Annotated in this window: 16 protein-coding genes and 1 pseudogene; 10 read left to right on the forward strand and 7 right to left on the reverse strand. The window is 47.4% G+C overall.

Features of this window, described 5'->3' with window-relative positions; genetic code table 11:
- Window positions 1-98 precede the first annotated feature (98 nt).
- Window positions 99-1,010 (reverse strand): glycosyltransferase family protein, encoded by a 912-nt coding sequence (locus tag G499_RS0113525; RefSeq protein ID WP_035727384.1) that lies wholly within the window; start codon window positions 1,008-1,010, stop codon window positions 99-101.
- A gap of 80 nt (window positions 1,011-1,090) precedes the next feature.
- On the opposite strand from G499_RS0113525, the gene G499_RS0113530 reads away from it, so the two are divergent.
- Complete coding sequence (locus tag G499_RS0113530; protein ID WP_027000388.1) at window positions 1,091-2,584, forward strand: lipopolysaccharide biosynthesis protein; 1,494 nt, start codon at window positions 1,091-1,093, stop codon at window positions 2,582-2,584.
- 39 nt (window positions 2,585-2,623) lie between these two features.
- Here G499_RS0113530 and G499_RS20050 read toward each other — a convergent pair whose 3' ends face one another.
- The 3 genes from G499_RS20050 to G499_RS21250 all read right to left on the reverse strand — a co-directional run bounded on the left by G499_RS20050 (window position 2,624) and on the right by G499_RS21250 (window position 6,815).
- On the reverse strand, window positions 2,624-3,532 hold the full coding sequence (locus G499_RS20050) for an HAEPLYID family protein (protein ID WP_081413799.1): 909 nt from the start codon (window positions 3,530-3,532) through the stop codon (window positions 2,624-2,626).
- Between the two features lie 435 nt (window positions 3,533-3,967).
- Window positions 3,968-5,059: a hybrid sensor histidine kinase/response regulator gene (locus tag G499_RS0113545; RefSeq protein ID WP_027000389.1), complete on the reverse strand. Its 1,092-nt coding sequence runs from the start codon at window positions 5,057-5,059 to the stop codon at window positions 3,968-3,970.
- Window positions 5,060-5,072: 13 nt separating this feature from the next.
- A complete protein-coding gene (locus tag G499_RS21250; protein ID WP_051296252.1) occupies window positions 5,073-6,815 on the reverse strand; it encodes a sensor histidine kinase in 1,743 nt (580 codons plus the stop codon).
- A gap of 245 nt (window positions 6,816-7,060) precedes the next feature.
- Here G499_RS21250 and G499_RS0113555 point away from each other — a divergent pair, with 245 nt between their 5' ends.
- The 5 genes and pseudogenes from G499_RS0113555 (at window position 7,061) to acs (ending at window position 13,678) form a co-directional block, all read left to right on the forward strand.
- A complete protein-coding gene (locus G499_RS0113555; RefSeq protein ID WP_027000390.1) occupies window positions 7,061-7,480 on the forward strand; it encodes an IS1/IS1595 family N-terminal zinc-binding domain-containing protein in 420 nt (139 codons plus the stop codon).
- 418 nt (window positions 7,481-7,898) lie between these two features.
- The gene (locus G499_RS0113560) at window positions 7,899-9,293 is read left to right on the forward strand and encodes a hypothetical protein (RefSeq protein WP_035727392.1); all 1,395 of its coding nucleotides are present in this window, start codon (window positions 7,899-7,901) and stop codon (window positions 9,291-9,293) included.
- A 78-nt stretch (window positions 9,294-9,371) separates the two neighbouring features.
- On the forward strand, window positions 9,372-9,629 hold the full coding sequence (locus G499_RS0113565; protein WP_027000392.1) for a DUF4212 domain-containing protein: 258 nt from the start codon (window positions 9,372-9,374) through the stop codon (window positions 9,627-9,629).
- 43 nt (window positions 9,630-9,672) lie between these two features.
- A pseudogene (locus tag G499_RS20060) lies at window positions 9,673-11,488 on the forward strand (sodium:solute symporter family protein).
- A gap of 276 nt (window positions 11,489-11,764) precedes the next feature.
- Complete coding sequence (acs, locus tag G499_RS0113575; protein WP_035727394.1) at window positions 11,765-13,678, forward strand: acetate--CoA ligase; 1,914 nt, start codon at window positions 11,765-11,767, stop codon at window positions 13,676-13,678.
- A gap of 129 nt (window positions 13,679-13,807) precedes the next feature.
- Here the strand turns inward: acs and G499_RS0113580 are convergent, their stop codons facing one another.
- A complete protein-coding gene (locus tag G499_RS0113580; protein WP_027000394.1) occupies window positions 13,808-15,247 on the reverse strand; it encodes a hypothetical protein in 1,440 nt (479 codons plus the stop codon).
- A 606-nt stretch (window positions 15,248-15,853) separates the two neighbouring features.
- Between G499_RS0113580 and G499_RS0113585 the strand changes: the two genes are divergently transcribed.
- On the forward strand, window positions 15,854-16,546 hold the full coding sequence (locus G499_RS0113585) for a YceI family protein (protein WP_027000395.1): 693 nt from the start codon (window positions 15,854-15,856) through the stop codon (window positions 16,544-16,546).
- Between the two features lie 140 nt (window positions 16,547-16,686).
- The gene (locus G499_RS0113590) at window positions 16,687-17,160 is read left to right on the forward strand and encodes a MarR family winged helix-turn-helix transcriptional regulator (protein WP_035727396.1); all 474 of its coding nucleotides are present in this window, start codon (window positions 16,687-16,689) and stop codon (window positions 17,158-17,160) included.
- A gap of 70 nt (window positions 17,161-17,230) precedes the next feature.
- Here the strand turns inward: G499_RS0113590 and G499_RS0113595 are convergent, their stop codons facing one another.
- Together G499_RS0113595 and G499_RS0113600 are read right to left on the reverse strand one after the other, a co-directional pair.
- Complete coding sequence (locus tag G499_RS0113595; protein ID WP_027000397.1) at window positions 17,231-18,613, reverse strand: DUF5723 family protein; 1,383 nt, start codon at window positions 18,611-18,613, stop codon at window positions 17,231-17,233.
- Between the two features lie 28 nt (window positions 18,614-18,641).
- Window positions 18,642-19,649, reverse strand: coding sequence for a hypothetical protein (locus tag G499_RS0113600; protein ID WP_027000398.1), 1,008 nt, complete (start codon window positions 19,647-19,649; stop codon window positions 18,642-18,644).
- Window positions 19,650-20,452: 803 nt separating this feature from the next.
- On the opposite strand from G499_RS0113600, the gene G499_RS0113610 reads away from it, so the two are divergent.
- Together G499_RS0113610 and G499_RS0113615 are read left to right on the forward strand one after the other, a co-directional pair.
- Complete coding sequence (locus tag G499_RS0113610; protein WP_027000399.1) at window positions 20,453-21,634, forward strand: methionine aminotransferase; 1,182 nt, start codon at window positions 20,453-20,455, stop codon at window positions 21,632-21,634.
- Window positions 21,631-22,413 (forward strand): amidohydrolase, encoded by a 783-nt coding sequence (locus tag G499_RS0113615; protein ID WP_027000400.1) that lies wholly within the window; start codon window positions 21,631-21,633, stop codon window positions 22,411-22,413. Before G499_RS0113610 ends, G499_RS0113615 begins: the two co-directional genes overlap by 4 nt.
- Window positions 22,414-23,103: the final 690 nt, after the last annotated feature.

Genomic DNA, 23,103 nt, shown 5'->3' on the forward strand with positions numbered 1-23,103 from the left:
ATTTTTTGGGTAAAGTGAGACTTAGCCCACAGTTTTGACTGTGGGGGTTGAAAAATATCCAGTGGTGTGCCGAAAGTCTATGCTCATGCTCAAACTGCTTATGTCGAAAAGCGCCAGTGGTTAATCTGGCGGCGCAGCCAAGTAGGGCGATAAAATCGCTCAAAAGCCTTCAATACAGCAGGGTCGGGGGTTAAGTCTGGAGGGAAAGCACAGGACTTGTTACTGAGTTGGGTTTGGTAACGGTGGCGTACTAGACGGCTCATATGTTGGCCGGAATCATCAATGCCGATATTTTGTACTTTGCTGTGGCGTGGGTACAGCGCATAAGCACGGTGTTGGTAATGGGCATAAGCCCAACGAATAGCCCACGAATGGATTAGCCCGCGTTGTTGTTTGACCAACATCGGCAGCAAGTCCGCACCCCCTTGGGCAAAACGTTGTTGAGCGTCTTTGTCCTGAATAAATTGCTCAAAGTCAGTCATCTCCCAATCTACCAACTCCCAAGCACTGCGCCAAGTGGCCCACCCCCACGAGCTAGGGCGCAGACTGAGGTAGACATCGTGTGGGTAGGCTTGTGGAATCTTAAAAGGTGGCTGATAGCCTGCTACTGACATCACCTCGGGGCGCAACTGGTAGACTTTTAGCGCTTCATTCATATAGCCTAAAAAATCGGTACTGGTCAGCAAGTCATCCTCCAATACAATCAGGCTAGGGTGTTGGGCCAAGACCATACGCACTCCTTCGATGATGGACTTGGCCAAGCCCTTATTGTGGGCTTCTAGGTGCAGCTCCACGGCTGCAAAGCCCTCGATGTTTTGTACCAATTGCCTGACGGCAGCTACAGAGGCTTGATCTTCGAGGCTGCGGGAGCCATCCGCAAAAACGTACAATTGGCTTTGGGCTGCCAGAGGGTTTTGTCGTAAGGCCGCCAAGGTCTGAGCCAGATGCTGGGGGCGGTTATAGGCAAATAGCGCGATGGGGGCAAGCCCTGCTGAAGGGAGATTGGCCATAAGGGCGTTGTTAATTGGTCGATTCATACTAACTTAGCGCCCTAAAATTAGCGCAATCACGACGGATATACAACGCAGCTATGGGCATTATCGTCAGGCAAGGGCTGAAAGCCTCCCTAGCCACTTATATCGGAGTATTAATCGGTACTTTTACAACACTCTGGCTTTTCCCCAAGCTACTCAGTGCAGGGGAGATTGGTCTTGTACAGGTCATCCGCGATACCTCTTTCTTGTTGGCTGGTGCGATGCAGTTTGGCGTAGGCGAAATCATCAACCGCTTTATGCCCATTTACAAAGATGAGCCTACCCGCAACCAAGGGCTGCTGAGCTTTGCCCTGTTATATTTGGCCTGCTTTAGTCTGTTGTTTGGGTTGTTGTTTTGGTTGCTGCACCCTTATTGGATTGTGTGGTATCGGGAGGAGTCGCCGGAGTTGCTACATTATTTTTACTGGATGTTGCCCTTGGGCTTGGTAATGGCCGTAGCCACTACGCTCGAAGCCTATGTACGCTCGTTTTTTCGGATTGCCATCCCGGCAGGGCTGCGCGAGATTTACCTCCGCGTGGGGCTGGGGTTGGTCGTTCTTCTGTATGCTTGGGGCTATGTCTCTATGCAGGGCCTGATAGTATCACTACTAGTAGTGTATGTGGTTTATGCGCTCTTACTTTGGGCTTATACCCATCAGTTGGGCGTAGCTTGGTTGGCAAGAATACAGCCACTTTTGTGGCAGAAGGCACATCTGAGGCCTATATTGATGTATGGAGGAATGATTTTTTTGGGTGGGATGAGCAGCATGTTTATGTCGCGCATCGATATCCTGATGATTGGGGCATACCTTGGTATGAGCGCCACCGGGCTCTATGTGATTCCGATGTTTGTAGGGGTGATGATTGAAATTCCACTCCGCACCCTCGGCCATATTACCACTCCCGTAGTAGCAGAGGCTTGGCATCGGCAGGATTACGAAACCCTCTGGCAGGTATACCACCGTTCTGCCCTAAATATGCTTCTCTTGGGGGGGCTGCTTTTTGTTGGTATTTGGGCTAATGTAGACAATATCTTTGCCTTGATGCCAAACGGTGAAATGTATGCTCAGGGCAAATATGTGATTTTCTTTACGGCCTTGGGGCGCTTGATTAGCGTAGCCGGAGGGGTCAATTCGGTCATTTTGCTCCAATCTCGCTACTACCAGTTCAATCTTTGGCTGGCTCTAGGCCTGGCATTGTTGATTTTCTGCACCAACCTTTGGTTTATCCCAGCCTATGGCATAGAAGGTGCGGCAGCGGCTACGGCCATTTCCCTGCTTATTTGGAGCGTGGTTAAGATTGCCTTTGTGTGGTATATATTTGGTTTGCAGCCTTTTAACCATAAAAATCTTCAGGCACTGTTGATTTTGTTGGTGGCGGGTACGGCAGGGTTTTACTGCCCCCGGTTTGCTTCGGTTTGGGTAGATCTCTTTGTGCGCTCAGGTTTGATTGTCCTGCTTTTTGGAGCAGGGGCATACTATTGGGCCGTATCAGAAGAAGGAATGCAGTTACTTCAGCGTGGCCTTACGTGGCTGCGCCGTAAGCGATAATCACTGCGCCGCAAGCAAGAGCACACACCAGTTATCGATTTATTTATGCCTATGTGAAGGCTCATAGATTAGGCGCATAAAGGAACTGAGACGCTGTTCTTCTCGGTTGATAGGAATCCCTGTAACGATACCGATCATCAGGTTATCTGCCAAGCTGACACGCATCTGCGGACGCATCACCATCGTGAATTTCCCAGCATCAAACTCTTTGTTAAACTCCACACCTATAAAGTTGCGGGTGCCTGGAATCATAAAGTGGAAGTTGGTATGTAGCTCATAAGCGTTGTGCCATTTGGGCAGTGTTTCTCCTCGGGCAAATACCTGCTCAAACCTTGGCCCTGTATAGATGAGGGTGTGGAAGTTGCGTCCCCAACGTTTGGCCGCAACGAAAAAAGGGTTGAAGACCTGTCCCTTGAAAAAGTTGCGTGCCGTGATGATGTTCAGGTCTACCAACTCAAATTCGTGGATATAACCTAGCGCAAGGGTAGCTTTGTATTTTTCGGAAACTAAGAATGACCACTGGGCGGCCAGCTTGAGCGACTCCACCCGGTTGGAAGGAAGGCTGTCTTTTTGTTCGCGGGTATTGCGGGTGTAGAAGGTAAAGGGTACTTCGATTTCAAGCCCCAGACGGTGGATAGGAGCCCACTCATACTCAACGAGCATCTCGTAGGTATCAAAGCGGAGGTTATCAGTAAGGCCTGCGCCTATATTCCATTCTTTTTCACCTTTGCGTGCTCCCAAGTCTCGAATTAGGTCTATATAAAGCGGCTCGGCGTGTAATACCTTATAGGGAAGATTTTCTTTTTTTTCAATCTCTTGGATGTAGAGCGAGTCAAGTTTGGTATTAGGAATATCAGCAGTATCGGCGGGGAGTATCTGAGCAGGCAACACAAGCGACAATCCCATCACAAAACAGCAAACAAACACACAACGTAATGTTTTTTTCATTCTTGGCTCTTAATGAGGATAATATGGTTAAAATCAGACAGATTCAAGTTGTAGCGCCGCAAATATACAGTAAATCTGAGGGATGGCACAAGCCAAGTGCCTCTCTTATGTTTTTATAGTCCAAAGGATTGTGGAAGTAGTAGATGTCTATTTATATATTATTTTATTTTATTTTATTTTGTATACACCACTGGATATTTTCTAATTTGGCTTTGATTCAACAAGCTGGGTAACCATATGGGGACTTTCGACAAATCCACAAAGCCCCAGCGTTCTTTTGCGCATATTTTGCACGTAAATATACGTCGAGAGCTCAGAGGACAAAATGAGCGCAACAAAGACCAAAAATATCCAGTGGCGTGTATTTTACACATATTCGCTAATGAAAATATCCTTAGTCTTTATACACCAACCTTTGGGGGTTTCAGAGTTCCTCTAGGCTTGTAGGTGGGGGAGGAGTACTTGGAAAAGTGCGCCTTTTGTAGGGGTTGAGCTAGCCGTAATGCTGCCATTGAGTTTTTCAAGGCTTTCTTTGACCAAGAACAGCCCCAAGCCTGAGCCGTTACGCTGGTCGGTAGCCCGATAAAACATGTCAAAGATATGGGGCAAGTGCGCTTCTTCAATACCAATGCCGTTATCGGCTACACTGAGGTAGGTGGCCTCGGCTGTTTGGCGGATGTTTACCTGAATAAAAGGCTGCGATTTGGCAGGGTCATAGTATCGTACAGCATTGCTAATCAGGTTATTACAAATAATGGCCAAGCGAGTTAAGTCGCTATAACAATACACGGGAGCATCGATATAACAGCGAAAGTCTATCTTTTGAGCATCAATATGGTAGCGGTGTTGTTCCCATATCTCCTGGATGAAGCGCTGTAACTCTATTTTTTCTAGTTGAATTTCGGTACGGGAATTGCGCGAAAACTCGGCTATGTCCGAAATAAAGCTGTCGAGCCTTTGTAGTATACCCTCCTGCATCAGGAAATACTCGCGCATGCGTTCGGCATCTGTTTCTCGTTTGGCTAGGTTAATCAAGCCTAAAAGCGAGGCGACAGGTGCGCGCAAGTCGTGGCTGGCACTGTATACAAAGCGGTCTAGCTCAGCATTGGTTTTTTTGAGCTCTTCGAGCAAGGCTTCGTTTTTGGCGCGGAGGTGGTAGGTTTCAAGTGCTTGGTCAATCGTCTCTCGCAGGTTGTCAAGCTGCCAAGGTTTGGTAACATATCGGTATACCTTGCCTTTGTTGATAGCATTGATGATGGCCTCCACATCGCTGTATCCCGTCAGGATAATGCGGGTGATTTCGGGGTAGAGGCGGGCTATTTTTTCTAAAAACTCTACTCCAGTAACATTGGGCATCCGTTGGTCGGTAATGACCAACTGCACGGGCTTGTCTGCTAGGATGGCCAAACCCTCAGTAGCCGAAGTGGCTGTCAAGACATCATAATCACGACGGAATACCGCTTTAAAACTGGAGAGGTTTTTAGGCTCATCGTCTACATACAGAATTGCATCTTTTGTTGTTTTCATATTTTTCTGAAAATCATCGGCTACCTTTACTATAAGGCAACATTACTATAAAAGTAGTTCCTTCTCCGCGTGCAGACTGTAGTCTGATGCGCCCTTGGTGGTTTCGGACAATCCCCTCGCTAATGTAGAGGCCAAGCCCAGAGCCTATTCCTACGGGTTTGGTCGTATAAAAAGGCTCAAATATACGCCGCTGAACAGCCTCATCGATACCTTCGCCGTTGTCGGCAATGGTGATTTGTAAAGTGGCAGTTTCTGTTATATCTTCTATACGGATAAGGATTTGAGGGGAATCGGATGCGGGGTATTTTTTTTGCTTCACAGCAAAAATAGCATTAGAGATGATATTAACAAAAACCTGCTGCAATTTTCCCGGATGGCAGTAGAGCGGCTTTGTGGCTTGGTACTCTTTGATGAGGGTAACAGTATGTTTGTATTGGTTATGTAAGATTAGTAAGCTATCATCAATAATTTGCTTGATATCGTAATGGCTGAGCTGGGCTTCGTCCATACGGGCAAAAGAGCGAAGACTTCTGACAATCTCTGTAGTTTGTCGCGTACCTGTTTGGATATTGTCTACCAATTCGGGCAGCTCTTGGAGCAGTTCTTCCATGCCTATCGAGTCTTTGAAGCGCTGTAGTTCTGGAGGCAAAAGCGCTTCGGGTAGGCGCTCATACTGGAGCAGTAGTTGGCTTACATCTTGGATGAGCGTACTGAGCGCTTCGCTGCTGGCGTAGATATAGCTGATAGGGTTGTTGATTTCGTGGGCTATACCGGCTACCAACACCCCAAGGGAGGCCATTTTTTCTTGGGCGATAATCTGTTCTTGTGCAGCTCTCAGCGCCCTGAGTGTTTTTTTGAGTTCCTTGCGTTGGGTATAGAGGAGTTTGTTTTTGCGCTCTATACGGTCGTTGATTTCCTGTTCACGTTGGAGTGTAAGTTCGAGTTGTTGTTTGGTACGTTCTAGGGATTCGTTGGTAGCCGAAAGTTCTTCGGCATATTGCCTCAGCTCTTCTTCTGTAGTGCGAAGCGCTTGATAAGCTTCTTGCAGTTGTTTTTTGCGGGTATAGAGGTTTTTGTTTTGCTGTTCTATTTTTTGGAGCGCACGTTGTTCGCGGCTCAGGGTTTGTTCGGCCTGCCTTTTGGTGAAGGCAAGGTTTTCGTTGAGCAATACCAGTTCCTGAGTATATTGTCGTAGGGCCTCATTAGAATCTTGCATCCGCTGGTAGGCCTCGTTGTGTGCTAGCATATTGGGCTCGAAGCTGCTTTTGTGCCCTACTTTCAACAAGAAACAATAGGTCAGCTTGTCGACCGTCAGATAGGCAATCTGAATCCGAAAACGTTGGCCGTGTCGGTTTTGAAGCCTTGTGTGTTTTTCTATTGCCAAGGGCAGGCTACGGCTTTCGTCATATAGCTGGCGCAAACGAGGCTGCACATAAGTATTGAAGGGTAGGTTTTGAAGCCCTACTTTTTCAAACCAGTCTTGGAGGGTAGGAAGCTCATCGTGGGTATATTGGAGTAGTTGCTCGGCCTGTTCGTTGATGTGTAAGATGCGGTTTTTGGGGATATGTATCAATACAATGGGCATAGGAGCAAAGCGGACGAGCTGGTGCATCTGTTCTTCGGCACGTATCAAACGCCGGAAAGTCTTGGCATACAAAGCATCTAGCGAAGGCCGTTGGTTTTGTAGCTGTAGTTCCAATACGAGGCTGATGAGTTCTTGGGGGGTATATTCAGATAAACGTTGGCGTGTATACATAGATTATTTGCTGACAAAACAAAGCACAAAGGCCGGGGCGACATTATCATTTCATACGAAAAAACACTACAGAAGGCTGTAATTTCACAAATATTCGTCGTAAATTCATAAGCCAAAGGGGGGACTTGGGGTGCTTTCCGCTTATTTTATTGCACTCTGGCAAGAATAATTAGGCCAATTCCGCAAAATATTGCTAAATTAGTATATCTTTGCAAAATTAATATACACGCAACCTAATAAACAAGATGAACTACCCTAATTGTCCCAAATGTAATTCTGAAAAAGTAGTGAAAAGCGGTATAATCAATGAGCGTCAACGCTATTTGTGTAAAAAATGCAGCTATCACTTTACGGTCAATAAGCTTGGCAAGCAGATAGATAACTATTACGTAATCAAGGCTTTACAGCTTTATATCGAAGGGGTAAGCTATCGAGAGATAGAGCGCCTGCTAGGGATTAGTCACGTATCTGTAATGAATTGGGTGAAGAAGTACCGTATCAAAGCTCCTGACAACAACGAGTACCATCCTACCTACAAAATCCTCAAACACGAAGAGCTTGTCAGCTATTTACAAAGCCGTGAGAATATCCACGGGTCGGGAATGCTCATCACCGAACTAGGGGATAAATTTATGGTTATCAAATGGGAAAGGTTTAAGGAATAGTACAATAATTACTTGGCTAAACCAAAAAGCAAAACATACATTCAAACCTTATTTAAAGCATTTTTAGGTGCCCCTGTCTAGGTCAAACAGCCAGTCAGGGGCATTGTCTTTGAATATATTTTATACAATCTTGCCCTGATAAGATACCAAACCCCAACAAGACGATAAACCGAAGTATATATACAATATTAGCATTTGTATAGGCTTGATTTCACTTTTCGAAGGGCTATTTGCAGTTTTACATCAGCCAATTGCGCAACCTTGGTGCTTGGTAGCTGCGATGAGTAGTTGCCTGCAACTAATCAAAAACTGATTTACTCACAAACCCCAACTTAACAAATGACCTGAGGGGACTTTTGACACACAAACACTCAAAATAACCTCCCACATTTGCTTATTTCACAAAAACTGCACTGCCATGAACCGAAAAACTATCACTCGCTTAGGATTGTATCTTTTGATAACCTGCTTGGGCACTGCTCAGGTATGGGCGCAAGGCTCAGAAGAGTATGGCTCCGGCCTCAAGCTCAACCTCAACGATGACGGCTCTAAGTATGTGCGCTTTATTATCTGGAATCAGATATGGGCGCGCTACACGGACAATAATCCGGGCACTATCGTCAATAACGAAGCTCAGACCAACACCACTGATGTGGCCTTACGCCGTTCGCGTATGTTGGCCTTCTCACAAATTTCACCCCGTTTCTTGGTGATGTTTCACTGGGGTATCAACAACCAAACCTTTATCAATGGTGGCACGCCGGGCGGCACAGCAGGCTTTGGGGCAAATGGGCCTGGCAAAAAACCGCAACTCTTCGTACACGATGCCTGGGCTGAGTATGCCGTAGTGAAGAGCAAGTTACACATTGGTGCTGGGCTACATTACTGGAATGGCATCTCGCGGATGACCAGCAGCAGCACGCTCAACTTCCTCACCATCGACGCACCTATCTTCAATTGGGCCACCATCGAAGCTAGTGATCAGTTTGCCCGTCAGTTTGGTATCTATGCCAAAGGCCAACTCGGCAAGATACAGTACCAAGTAGCGCTCAATAAACCCTTCAGCGCCAGCAATATTGCCTCTTCTATGGAGCAAATGGCACTTCCGACGCAGCCCCAGGCTCCTGCTGGCACGGCTGCCGTGGATGCCTCCAACAACAGCTGGGCAAGCCTAGGGTATATTACTTACAACTTCTTTGACACTGAAAGCTCCTTGTTGCCCTTCCGTGTAGGGTCTTATCTGGGCACAAAAAAGGTGCTCAACATCGGTGCAGGTTGGCACTATCACCCCGACGCTACGGCCAACTCCGTACGCAACCCTGCCGGAGACCTTATCAATATCCAGCGTAATGATATGACACTCTTGGGCGCAGATGTGTTTGTAGACCTGCCCCTGAACCGCACTGCCGGCACCGCTCTGACGGCCTACTCCGTATTTTATAACTATGACTTTGGCCCCAATTACCTCCGCAATATCGGCATCTTGAATGTGGCGCAATCAGGAGGAAACTTCCAGCCTACCATCGGCACTGGGCAGATTTGGTACACACAAGCGGGCTTCCTCTTACCCAAAAGCATCCTAGGAGATAAGGGTCGCCTACAGCCTTTTGCTGCCTTTACTTACAAAAACTTTGACGCACTCCAAGATGCCTCCTCACAATATGACGTAGGGATGAACTATTACATCAGCGGGCATCACGCCAAAATCACCCTGCAATATTCTACACGCCCGGTATATGGGGCTGATGGACGCTTCCACCCCACCAAACCTAGCGCCGGAGAGCTTATTACACAGTTTATGATTTACTTATAAATTCACGAATTCGTCAATTACAACTCAAAACTCTGAACTCACAACTTATCACTTAAAACTCAAAAAAAGCCCACAATTATGTCTAACAAAAGCATGCAAGCGTATTGGAAGCGCAACATCAGCTACGTGCTGATTCTACTCGGCGTTTGGTTTTTCTCCTCTTATGTGCTTGGTATTTTGCTGGCAGAGCCACTCAATGCCATCAGCCTAGGGGGCTTCAAGCTCGGATTCTGGTTTGCCCAACAGGGTTCTATGTACATCTTTGTCATCCTGATATTTGTGTATGTATACCTGATGAACAAACTCGACCAAGAGTTTGATGTAGACGAAAAATAACCCCTGCCTAACTTATCATCACCCTCAAAATTTTGAAAATACTATGTCAGTACTAGTTTGGACTTATATCATCGTAGGGATTACGTTTGCCCTATACATCGGCATTGCGATTTGGTCGCGAGCCGGCTCTACCAAAGAGTTTTATGTGGCCGGTGGCGGTGTGCCGCCGGTAGCCAATGGGATGGCCACTGCGGCAGACTGGATGTCGGCGGCCTCCTTTATCTCGATGGCCGGTCTGATTTCCTTTATGGGGTATGACGGAGCCGTTTACCTAATGGGCTGGACGGGCGGCTATGTACTCTTAGCGCTATTGCTTGCTCCGTACCTGCGTAAGTTTGGGAAGTTTACCGTACCTGATTTTATCGGCGATCGTTACTACTCCAACCGCGCCCGTACTGTGGCCGTAATCTGCGCCTTATTTGTGTCGTTTACCTATGTAGCCGGGCAGATGCGCGGCGTGGGAGTGGTGTTTTCCCGCTTTTTGGAAGTAGACATCAACTTTGGGGTCATTATCGGGATGGGCATCGTATTCTTCTATGCCGTATTGGGCGGGATGAAGGGCATTACCTATACCCAAGTAGCACAGTACTGCGTCTTGATTTTCGCCTATATGGTGCCGGCTATATTTATTTCGTTACAGCTTACCGGCAACCCCCATCCCTCAGTTGGGCTTTGGTGGCAACCTGTCTGATGGCACACCATTGCTCCAAAAACTCGACGGCCTACATGCCGAGCTTGGCTTCGCTGCATATACTTCTGGTAGCAAGGCGTTGATTGATGTGTTCTGTATCACAGCTGCGCTGATGATTGGCACTGCCGGGTTGCCCCACGTGATTGTCCGCTTCTTTACCGTACCCCGTGTGAAGGATGCCCGTATCTCTGCTGGTTATGCCCTGATTTTCATCGCTATTCTCTACACTACAGCTCCTGCTATTGCGGCTTTTGCCCGTGTAAACCTCATCAACACCGTAAGTCAACAAGAGTACAAGCAAATGCCCGAATGGTTTATCAAATGGGAGAACTCAGGCCTTATTGCTTGGGCTGATAAAAACGGCGACGGCAAAATCCAATATGTCAAAGGGGATGTATTTGCCAAAAAAGGAGACAAACCGTCTTTCGACAAAGGTGCAGATGGACAACGTAAGCGCGGCGAAAATGGTGAGTTGTTGATGGTCAATGCCCTGAACGCAGAAAGTGCCAATGAGCTATTCATCGACCAAGACATTATGGTATTGGCCAACCCCGAAATAGCCCAGCTTCCCAACTGGGTCATTGCCCTAGTGGCAGCAGGAGGCTTGGCTGCAGCCTTGTCTACTGCAGCGGGCTTGTTGTTGGTGATTTCGACTTCGATTTCCCACGATTTGATTAAGAAGCAGCTCAACCCCAATATCTCCGAAAGAGGAGAACTTATATGGGCGCGTATTGCCGCTGCTGTAGCCGTAACAATCGCCGGGTTGTTTGGAATTTACCCGCCGGGGTTTGTCGCACAGGTGGTTGCTTTTGCCTTTGGGTTGGCTGCCGCTTCGTTCTTCCCAGCCATTATCTTGGGTATCTTCAACAAGCGGATGAACCGCGAGGGAGCTGTGGCCGGAATGATTACCGGGTTGGCATTCACCTTCCTATACATTGTATACTTCAAGTTTGGCGACTATCTCTTCGGTGTCGACAAGCAGTACCTCACGTCTGACTACTTCTTGTTTGGCATCTCGCCCGAAGGTATCGGTACAGTAGGAATGCTCCTCAACTTCGTCGTGTCGCTAGTAGTCTCTAATATGACACCGCCGCCACCCGCCGAAGTACAAGAAATGGTCGAAACCATCCGCTACCCACGCGGCGCAGGAGAGGCAGTAGCCCACTAATTGCAAACTTAGTAGCCCTTTGGAAATATCACCCCAAAGGGCTATAATATTTTGATAAATAGTGCTTTCTGCAAATTAATCGGAACGCAGTATATAGTAATTTAGCAACAAAAATGGGGATTTTATTGTGATTACGCTACGCAATTGCTAATTTTATCCAAGTAAACAAAAGCAAAGTACTACCCACTTCATATCAAGCAAAAGAGTTGACTTGAGTACAGTAAGCCTTGATTAGTACTCTGCCCCTGACCTCTCAATACCTAACCCATTAGCCTTATGTCAAGAATACATTCACTGGGTGGATATTTCCACGAATACCAAAAAAGCGTACAAAATCCCGAAGCTTTCTGGGCTTCAGTGGCCGACAATTTTTATTGGCGCAAGAAATGGGATAAAGTCTTAGAGTGGAACTTTGAAGAACCCAAGGCAGAGTGGTTCATCAATGGCAAGCTCAATATCACCGAAAACATCTTCGAGCGCCAGCTCTTTACCCACGGCGACCGCACAGCCATTATTTGGGAGCCCAATGACCCTAACGAGCCGGCAGAACATATCAGCTATCGGGAGCTGTATGAGCGTGTTTGTCAGTTTGCTAATGTATTGCAAGCCAAAGGGATAGCTAAGGGCGACAGGGTGATGATTTACCTGCCTATGATTCCAGAAGCAGCCGTAGCAATGTTGGCCTGCGCCCGTATTGGCGCAATTCACTCTGTAGTATTTGCGGGCTTCTCAGCCACAGCCCTCGCCGACCGCATCAAGGATTGCCAAGCCAAGGCCGTACTCACCTCTGACGGTAACTACCGAGGCAACAAAACCATCGAGGTAAAATCAGTGGTGGACGAAGCGCTCTCGATGAGTGATGGCTCTGTAGAGACGGTTATCGTCTGCCAACGCACCAAACAAGCTATTTCTATGACCGCCGGACGCGATCATTGGTGGCACGAGCTCTGCCAAGGTGCTTCTATAGAACACAAGGCCGAAGAGATGGACTCTGAAGATATGCTCTTTATCCTATATACCTCTGGCTCTACGGGCAAACCCAAGGGAGTAGTGCATACTACTGGTGGCTATATGATTTATACTTACTACAGCTTCAAAAATGTGTTCCAATATAACCCCGGCGATGTCTACTGGTGTACTGCTGATGTAGGCTGGATTACGGGACACTCCTACATTGTCTATGGCCCGTTGTTGGCTGGAGCTACTACCCTGATGTTTGAAGGTGTGCCAACCTATCCACACCCTGGGCGCTTTTGGGAGGTTATTGACAAACACCAAGTCAACCAGTTTTATACCGCCCCTACCGCCATCAGGGCTTTACAAGCCTTTGGGCTCGAACCGTTGCAAGATTACAAACTATCGTCTCTCAAAACCCTAGGCTCGGTTGGTGAGCCTATCAATGAAGAGGCTTGGCGTTGGTATCACGATCACGTAGGCAAAGACCGTTGTCCGGTGGTAGATACTTGGTGGCAGACCGAAACAGGCGGTATCCTTATTTCGCCTCTCTCGGGCATCACACCTACCAAGCCTACCTATGCTACCCTGCCGCTGCCTGGCATCCAGCCAGTGATAGTGGACGCAGAAGGCAATGAGCTAAAAGGCAATAGCGTAGAGGGCAACCTCTGCATCAAATTTCCTTGGCCTTCGATGTTGCGCACTACCTACGGTGATCACGAACGCTGCCGACAAACCTACTTCGCAACCTATAAGGGTTACTATTTTACCGGCGACGGCGTAAAACGCGACGAAGATGGCTACTACCGCATCCTAGGCCGCGTGGATGATGTCATTAACGTCTCCGGCCACCGTATGGGCACTGCTGAGGTCGAAAATGCCATCAACGAACACCCCCTCGTGATTGAATCGGCAGTGGTAGGCTTCCCACACGAAATCAAAGGCCAAGGAATATACGCCTATGTGATTTGTGAGGATCTCGAAAAAACCCAACGTACGGAAGAGGTACTCAAAAAGGAAATCATCGATACGGTGAGCAAAATCATAGGCCCCATTGCCAAACCTGATAAAGTATTGCTTGTCTCGGGCTTGCCCAAGACCCGCTCTGGCAAGATTATGCGCCGCATTCTGCGCAAAGTAGCCGAAGGAGATGTGTCAAGCCTTGGCGACATCAGCACCTTGCTCAACCCCGAAGTAGTAGAGGAAATCAAAACTAAGGCCGGTATACCGGCATAAGGCTCGCTTTTGGGCAAAGATCTTTTATTCGCATAGCATTCTAAACGCCAAACAGGTGAGTGTAGCTTACACTCGCTTGTTTCTTTTTGTGGGGTAAATCACCAAGCAAACAACCTAGGGACGGGCTACTCAGAGCTGTTCTTGTAACCAAGTTATGAGGGTGGCCAAGACCTCCAAACGGTTGAGGGCATACGCCTTGCGGTCGCTTGCTAAAGGGAGCGCCGGTTCGCTTAGGCTTGTAATATAGGCCAAGCGGGCAGGTAGTTGCCCCGCTTGTGTAGTAAAATAGCCCAACTCACGAAGCTGTAGCCCCGGTAGGGGGGCGTGTACATATTGCTCTACAAACTGAAGCAAGTCTATCACCTCTATCTGAGGGCTTATTCCTTGCTCTGCGGCGGCAGTTTTGACCATCCGTTGTACCTGTAAGGCATCCATTCCATACATTACCCAGCGTTTGTTTCGGAGGTTTTCGGGCAGCTTCTCAAAACTAGGATACCCATTCATATTTTGTTTGACAGACAAAAAGCCCTGAGTTTGATTACTCAGATAGTGAAATCCTACAACCTGATAGCGATATGGATAGCCGCTGGGGTTGTCGGTGGGGGCTTTGAACTGTTGCAACTCAAAAGCTCCGATTACAATGTCTGTAAATAGGTCGGGGCGGAGTTGTTGCTTCCAAATCAACTTTCCTTGGCGCAGCCTGTCGAGGTTGTGTTGTAAGTGTTGTGCAGTGAGCGCATCCAAAAACCCTTCTGCTTCAAGCATTTCGATAGCTTTGGGACTGAGTTTATCCCAGCGGTTGAGGCCTTGGCGTTGTAGGTGTGCTATAGTAGCTGTGCTGAGCTGTGGCAACAACGACAGGGAGGCCTCTGACTGCAACTGTGGCATACACGCATAGCGCCATTTGCAACTAAAACAAGCCGTACTGAGTATGGGGGGTGTTTTGAGGTCAGCCTCAGTTTCGGGCAGAGGCCGTAATGCTTCGAGGGCTTGCTGTAGTTGGGTAAAGTCCCGCTCAATGACTTCAAAGTGAATCTCTTGCCGCTGGCCATTGCCTAAGATTAAAAACCCTTTGCGGGGTAAAAAACCGTCTTGCAAAGAGCAAAGTAACTCGCTATACCAGCGCAACTGCAAACTATGGGATAACGTGGCAACTGCCGTGCTCTTGATGTCGCCCACCTCATAATAATGCTGTGAGCCCTCTTGGCGGAGCTCTAGGATGTCTGCCACCCCAATCCCTGTCTCTTCTTCACTGTCTGTTTTTTGGAGTAGCTGTGCCTGTAAAATAACTGGTTCGCGTCGAGCAATGGCCGCTTGTGTGTCTTCGTAGCGCACTTGTGTATGGTTGCCCTGCACGACATAGGCGTGAGCAAACTGTGCTGCATAAATTTGCGCCTCAAACTGAAGCCCTTCTTGGAGCTGCTGGCGTACGTGTACGGGGTCGGGTGCGGTCAAGGCCGCCTTCCCATAATAGTTTAACCAAGCCTTGCGTTTGCAGTGCAAATATGCCCCAAAATGATAAGCATTGGTAGGCTTGGGTTGCGTACGAAGATAAGAACGTAAGGACATTTTTTAGATAATCAGATGTTTGAGATATGATGTAAGCACGGCTATGGCTTTGGTTTTCTGCGGCTTAATAAAAAATAACTCCCTATCCAAACAAGTGTATAGACACCTATCAAGGGCAAGACCCACAAAGTATCTAGGCCGGCATAGGCGGTAAGGATTCCGGCAGTAAAAAATAATACAACATATCCCAAACACCCCAGGCAGCCTACCCAACGAAGTAGAGCGCTTTGAGAAGGGGTTTCATTAGCAGAGGTTTTGAATGGATCTATCATTGGTTCATCAACTAGTACTATACCCAACCACAATTGGTTTGGGAAATTTTTGTGCGTCAAGAAAATCAAATCCTGCAAATCTACAATTCTTGTGAATCTTGGTATAAACATAGCGACTAAAAAATACAACCACAAAAGTACAGCCCAGTGCTGGGAGGTAAAACTAAACGGTTATTTTTTGATACCACACAAACTGCTTACCATCAATTGGTTGAGAATTGAATTCAATGTTTGAACATTTATTTTTAATTTTTTGGAACAAAAGCCAAAGCATAGCTGTTATAACACACAAATAACCCGTATTTACTTTTTATCATCAAACACAAAAACGTTTATGAAACTGTTCCAATTGTCAGCCTTGGCCTTGGCCACTACTTTTGTTATGGCAAGCTGCGGAAGCGCCCCTAAAAGCGACAAAGCCGAGACCGGCGAAGCACAAGAAGTAAACGAAGTAGCTGAAGCTGCTGACGTTGCCCTTGACCTAGAAGCCAGCCAAATCACTTGGGTTGGTACTAAACCTGTAGGCAAACACAACGGTACAATCAAGTTGAGCGAAGGCAAACTTTCACTAAAAGATGGCGCTATTGTAGGCGGCAACTTTGTGATTGACCTCAACACGCTTACTGTATTGGACATCCCTGCCGAAGACGAAGCCAATGCTAAATTGACCGGCCACCTCAAGAGCGGTGATTTCTTTGAAGTAGAAAAATTCCCTACTGCCACTTTTGAAGTAGTATCAGTAGAGCCTTACCAAGCTCCTGAAGGCGACAAGAAAGAAGAAAAAGACCCTGAGTACACCCTTGCTAATCCTACACATACCATCACTGGTAACTTGGAGATGAAAGGCGTGAAGAAAAGCATCAAGTTCCCTGCAAAGGTTACCATTGATGGCAACAAAGTAACTGCTGAAGCCAAATTCAACATCAATCGTAAGGATTGGGGAATGAGCTATGGCGATGATGAGTCTTTGGGCGATAAGTTTATCCGCCCTACTGTACACATTGGTTTCAATATTGCTACCAAATAAGTAATTTAAGCAGTAAAAAGACTATCTTTGCCTGCTAAACGGCAAAAGCGGGGGCTGCCGTATGACGCACCTCCCGCTTTTTATGTATCTCCCAATGCCTCTCTGACACGTGCGGCAAGCGTCCGAAAAATGCTTGAATTATGAGAATAGAAGATGAAATTAAGCAGAAAAAGTTTGTGAATGAGTTTGAGAAACTCACTATAAACTTACTTTTTACAAGCCACTGGCTCAATTTCCGCCAAAAGGATACCTTCAAGCCTTATGACTTGACACCACAGCAATACAATATCCTGCGTATCTTGAGAGGCCAGCACCCACAGCCTGTTTCGGTGAGTGATATCCGTGAGCGGATGATTGACAAGATGTCTGATGTGTCTCGATTAGTAGACCGCCTAATGCGCAAACGCCTAGTAGGGCGTAAGGAATGTGAAGCAGACCGCCGAATGGTAGATGTAAGTATCACAGAAGAGGGGCTACAGCTGCTCAAGCGCATTGATAATGAGCAAGATCTCTCAGAAGCTGTCCGAGGGTTGTCTCCAGAGGAGGCCGCCCAACTCAATCGGCTTTTGGACAAGCTCCGCGACATCAATAGTAACACACAAGAGAGCGTATAAAAAGCAAACACACCTGCCAAGTTGAGAAAACTTAACAGATGTGTATCAATGAGTTGTCAGCAGCTATTGCTTATTCTGCCAGCTCTTCTTTCTTGATTTTTCCAAAGGACACGCCTAGATTCAGCCCTAGATTGGCCACCCTTCCGCGCCCAAAGAGCGACAAGATATTGGCCGAACCTGCGCCAAACCTAAATGCCCCAGCCCTAACGGAGACAAAGCCGCCTAATGTAGCTCCTGCGTGCCCTCCAAACGAAGGCGCAATACCGGCATTGAGCCATTGGCGTACGTTATACACGTACCCAAAGGTGAGCTGAGGAGTGGTGGTGGCTAAGCCTATGTTGTTGAAACCTTGGATATAGGTAACGAAAATGTCGTGGCGATTTTCGCCCACCAACCCTGAAGGGATGCTGTATTGCCCCTGAAGCACTAAGCGCGAAGGCAAGGCCACTCTAAAAGCATTCTTGGTTTCTTCGCCCTCAAAAATGCTCGTCAGTGAGTCCAAAAAGCTAGGAGAACTACTAGAAGTAGGGCTTACAAGAATCCCTTCAAAGCGGAAGGCCGTATCGGCTCTAGTAAAGTTGAGCGTATTTTGGTTGAAGCGCATCCCGCCTATGTCCAACAAACTGGCGGATATACGCAGGTTTTCCCCAATCTGAATATCACCTCCAAGGTCAAAAGCAAAGCCACCACCACTATGCTGGAAGGGGTTGCCTCCTTCGGCATCTGACAAGGTAACATATCCTCCTGCATTAGCTTGTGTGCCTATATTGAAGTCGATATAGCTACCATCTTGGGCTGTTGTAATGTCTAGTCTGGCGTTTGTCAGTTCTCCGGCGCTCATTGCTGCCAAGTATTTCAATCTCAAACCGGCTCTGACTTTGAAGGCATCTGTTTCGACGATGTTGCGGGCGGCTCCCAGCACAAATTCACGCCAGTGATACCCTCCGGCGCGGATGTCGCCCACGCGGGCGGTTTGTCCTGCAAACCGGCTATTGCCAAGCCACAAAAACTCGAAAGGTTCTTTGCCGATAGTCAACCCTGCTTCGATACGTTCGTTTATCTCAAACGAAGCCGTGAAAAGCTCTTCTCCCTGCGAGCGAATCTTAAAAGCGGTAGAAATCCATTGCAAATTTAGGCCGATGGCCAGTCGGTTACGATTTTTGAGGTCGCCTATCAGGTTATCTACATCAGCATTGGTTAGGGAGTTGCTGGCCAACTGCAAGAACTGCCGTGAGCTCAAGACGTTGTTGGCAGCCCAAAGCTCCAGTTGCTGGTGTAGTGGGAATACATTGATTTCAAACACTTGGTCAGTAGTACCCAAGTAGCTAGGTTGCCAGCGCGAGCGCTGAATCTGTTGGTGGTCATTATAAAGCAAATGTGCGGCATTTTGTGCAAAAAGGCCAAACGAGCTCAAAACCCACAAAGTGATGGTGAGGAGTTGTATATGTTTCATAGTCAATACAGTCTGATTCTTTGAAATATTAGTTGCCAATTTGGGTTTTGAAATCACCTATGATTCTAAAATCCAAGGTATTGGTGTTTTCGATGCGCACCACTTGAGGGGCTGTGTTCCGATAGGCGGTTGTGATACGTATTTTTTGTGTTTCACGCATCGCATTCAAAATCGGAGCGACATCGACCGTAACCTCACGGTTGGTAGGGTTGGCCGCAGTTCCTGCCGGCATATTGATAGGCGGAGTAGTCAGGTTGCCGACTACACGGTCGTCTGCATCCAAAAAAGCAAGGTTGACTTCCAATTCCATCGATACTTTATTGGCCAGTCGGAGTGTCAAAGTACCACTCACATTGGCATTGTCACCCAAGCCAAAGTCAAAATCAGCTTCTGTATTGAGGTTGCCTGAGCTGTTGGGGCGGATATCTACATAGCGGATACGGGGAACTCCAACACGCAGCTCTATGCGAATATTGCCATCACCCATATTGACCAACTGCCCGTTGCTACCCGGGGTACTTATTTCTTCTATCAACATCTGTAGGTTGGGGGTCAATGTGCCCTGTGTGATGTTTTCGGCAAACTCATAGGTAGCGCCCGGCGCTATCTGTGCGGTAGAAGTATGGCTGATAACGACGGCATTGGTATTACGGTCTCGGATGATGATGCGCAGTCCTTGGCTCAAAGGCACACCAAAAGGGTTGCGTAGGTTGCCCAAAAGCGTTAGTTGGGCAAATCCAATCTCTTGGATCGGAGAATTGTCAAGGTCGAAATTGCTGGGGGCAGTGCTCAACCCACTGATAGGTGGAACAATAATAGGTATTGCGGAAGTAGGAAGCCCCGGGTTTTGATTGAAAGTAAAGACTTCTTCTTGAAAGGCAGGGAAACTTTCCAACCCAAGCTCTCCTCGGGCTATAGGAGCTAAGATTTGGGGTTCAAAGCGCAAATCATCACTATTACAGGCGCTGAGCCAAAGCAATGAAAGTGCGGCAAAGGCCTGTAGCACAGGATGCTTTTGTATAAATATGAATTTCATACTACGGTATTTTTATTTAAAAAACAAAGGATGCATTGGCATTGAGATTACGGATATCGACAGGCTTATGTTTTGTTTCAGATGAAAATTTTTTGTTTGCAAGCCAAGTTCAAAATCATCTACTTGACCAATTATCACAAAGGTTTTACCCTAAATTGTGTTATCCTAGAAGCTTGATTATCAAGTGCTTAATATTGAGTTGATATGTTGATAGGGCATTTTGAGAAATATGTGCAGAAGCCCTTGCTTCGCATCGACAATAAACCCTTTTGATGTGAATAATATGTTTTATTGTAAAAAATATTTATTTAAATTTAAATTATGTGTAAAATGTATAAAATATTCGATTTTCAATAAAAATAAAAACGCTAAGTAATAGATTTTTAATACAAATTGTTGTTTATTTATATTTAAAAATATAATAAAATATTTTCTTATTTACCAAAGAAAAACCAATCAAGCTTTGTGAGTCCTTACTGCGAAAGCCAAAAAATAAAACACATACTGAAGCTATGCTCCTCCCAAAATTAATGAAGAAAAATTTTATAAAAAAGTTATTATAATAAATTTTATTTTTACAAAAGCATCAATTTCCAGACCATCTCCGGACTAGTAGCCGGCCTGCAAGCAATTGGATAATCACTAATTCATTGATATAGAGTATGCTGAGTCAAATACAGTTTTGAAGTAGAAGCCTTGCTATTTTTTTGGCATTCTGCCTTGCCTGCTTATATTTGTATGAATACCCGGATAGTACCTTTTGTGCTGTCTGACTCTCTCACACCCTCTGAACCCCGTGCGCTATGCAGACGCTTTCCACCCCTCCGCTTACGAGCAAACTTCCTCAAGTAGGTACAACTATTTTTGCTGTGATGTCGGCCTTGGCTCAAAAACACCAAGCTGTCAACCTCTCACAAGGCTTTCCTGATTTCCCAATAGACTCACGGCTTATCGACTTGGTCGAAAAAAATATGCGACAAGGCTTCAACCAATATGCCCCCATGGCCGGATGGATGCCCTTGCGCGAGCGCATTGCCGAAAAAACAGCCCTGTGTTATGGCTACAGCCCCGACCCCGAAACCGAAATCACCCTCACCTCGGGCGCTACCGAAGCCTTGTTTGACATCATCGCAGCTACAGTACATCCCGGCGACGAGGTCATCGTCCTAGAACCGGGCTACGACTCCTATGTGCCAGCCATTCTCTTGGCTGGGGGCGTACCCGTCTCTGTCAACCTCGATGCGGACAAAGGCTACAGCATTCCGACCGCAGCCCTGCGCGCTGCCATCAGTCCGCGTACCAAGCTCCTCATTTTCAATACCCCACACAACCCTACGGGTACTATCTGGCGCAAGGAAGAGATGGAAACCCTCGCCGAGCTAGTGCGCGATACCGACATCCTCCTGCTCAGCGACGAGGTCTACGAGCACCTCATCTTTGACCAAGAGCAACACCAAAGCGTCTTGCGCTTTCCTGAGCTACGGGCACGCAGTTTTGTAGTATCGTCTTTTGGCAAGTCTTTCCACGCCACTGGTTGGAAGCTTGGCTATTGCATTGCCCCGCCTGCCCTGACGGCAGAGATGCGCAAGGTACACCAATATGTTACCTTCTCCTCGCCCACGCCGATGCAGTGTGCCATTGCCGAGTACCTAGAGCAACCCGAGCACTACCTCAATCTAGGCGTTTTTTACCAACAGAAGCGTGACTACATGCAACAGTTGCTTGCCCAAACACCTTTCGAAATCCTCCCCTGCGGCGGCACATACTTCCAGCTCTTGGGCTATGGCCACCTCTCCGACGAACCCGATACCACCTACGCCGAGCGCCTTACCCGTGAGGTAGGGGTGGCTACTATCCCGGTATCGGTGTTTTATAGCGACAAAACCGACCGCAAAGTCATCAGACTGTGTTTTGCCAAGCGCCCCGAAACACTAGAAGCCGCAGTAGCCCGCTTTGTTACACACCAAAACGCCCTCTCCCGATGAGCCAAAACCTCACCCTAGCCCTGATACAAAGCGACTTGTATTGGCACGAGCCCGAAGCCAACCGGGCGATGTTTGAAGAAAAAATAGCACAGCTGCCCCAAGGAGTAGAGGTAATCGTGTTGCCCGAGATGTTTACCACAGGCTTTACGATGGAGGCTACCCCCAACGCTGAGCCAATGAACTTGCACACCTTCAAGTGGATGACACAACAGGCCGCACGCAGCCAAGCCGCTGTAGTGGGGAGCTATATCGTACAAGAGCAGGGCCGCTTCTACAACCGGATGCTCTGGATGCAGCCCGACGGCGGCTACCAATACTACGACAAGCGCCACCTCTTCCGAATGGCGCAAGAACACGAAACGTTTAGCGCAGGGCAGCAGCCCGTAGTCGTTGAGTGGCGAGGGTGGCGCATCCTCCTACAAGTGTGCTATGACCTGCGCTTCCCTGTGTTTAGTCGCAACCGTCCGGAGCTCAACTACGACCTCGCGCTCTATGTGGCCAATTGGCCCGCCGCCCGCAGCAACGCTTGGGACATCTTGCTACAAGCCCGCGCCGTCGAAAATTTGGCTTACGTAGTCGGAGTAAACCGCATAGGTACTGACGGCAAGGGCATCGACTACTGCGGCAATACCGCCTTGGTAGACTTTAAAGGGGAGCGCCTCTGTTATCACCATCATGGAGAAGCAGCTTCTGTACACACACTTTCCAAAGCAGCCCTGACAGCATTCCGAGACAAATTCCCTGCCCACCTCGACGCAGATAGGTTTGAGCTAAAGTAGAGGAGCTGTCTGCAGTATCGTTATTGTTTGTTATAGGGTCGTTGTCCGCAACGACCCCTACCAATTGAGATATCTGTAGTGGTTTTTTGGGGCTTGTGATGACGTAAGCCCAATCACAATTCGTTTGGGAAATCTGCACACTGAAAATCCTTGATAATCAAGGGAATCAAATCCTATAAATCTCCAAATCTTGTCAATCTTGGTATAAAACACGAAGGGACGTGGAGTCGTCAGTTTGAAAGAGCTTATCGAGACCTCTTCAATACCGCAGTAGCCAAAATCAGACAACACAGTTAAACAAGAGTTTTACCGTAAGCATTCAGATTTTCCCACTTTTATACAAAAACGAGGGCAAGAAGATAGGTATCCGTACTTATCCTGATGCTACATTGAAGGCAAGGCGTGGAGAACTCAAATACAGCAAAACCATCGTACTTGGTATCTACCCTACGACAAAGTCGTATTCGCCCAACTCAAAACTCAGTTTCAAGACCTGCAAGTCTTACAAGACAACGCCCCTAAGCGGACTGAACCCACGGTTCAACAAACCGACATAGCACGTCGCTCGGAGCCAGTCATTGTACCAACAACGGCTACCGAAACCTACACAGACCTGCGTATAGTTGCATATGAAGATAGAGGCTGGCTCGTGAATTGTGATTATAAAACAGGGCAAAAAATCAAGACCAA

Source organism: Eisenibacter elegans DSM 3317, assembly GCF_000430505.1.
Classification (GTDB): domain Bacteria; phylum Bacteroidota; class Bacteroidia; order Cytophagales; family Microscillaceae; genus Eisenibacter; species Eisenibacter elegans.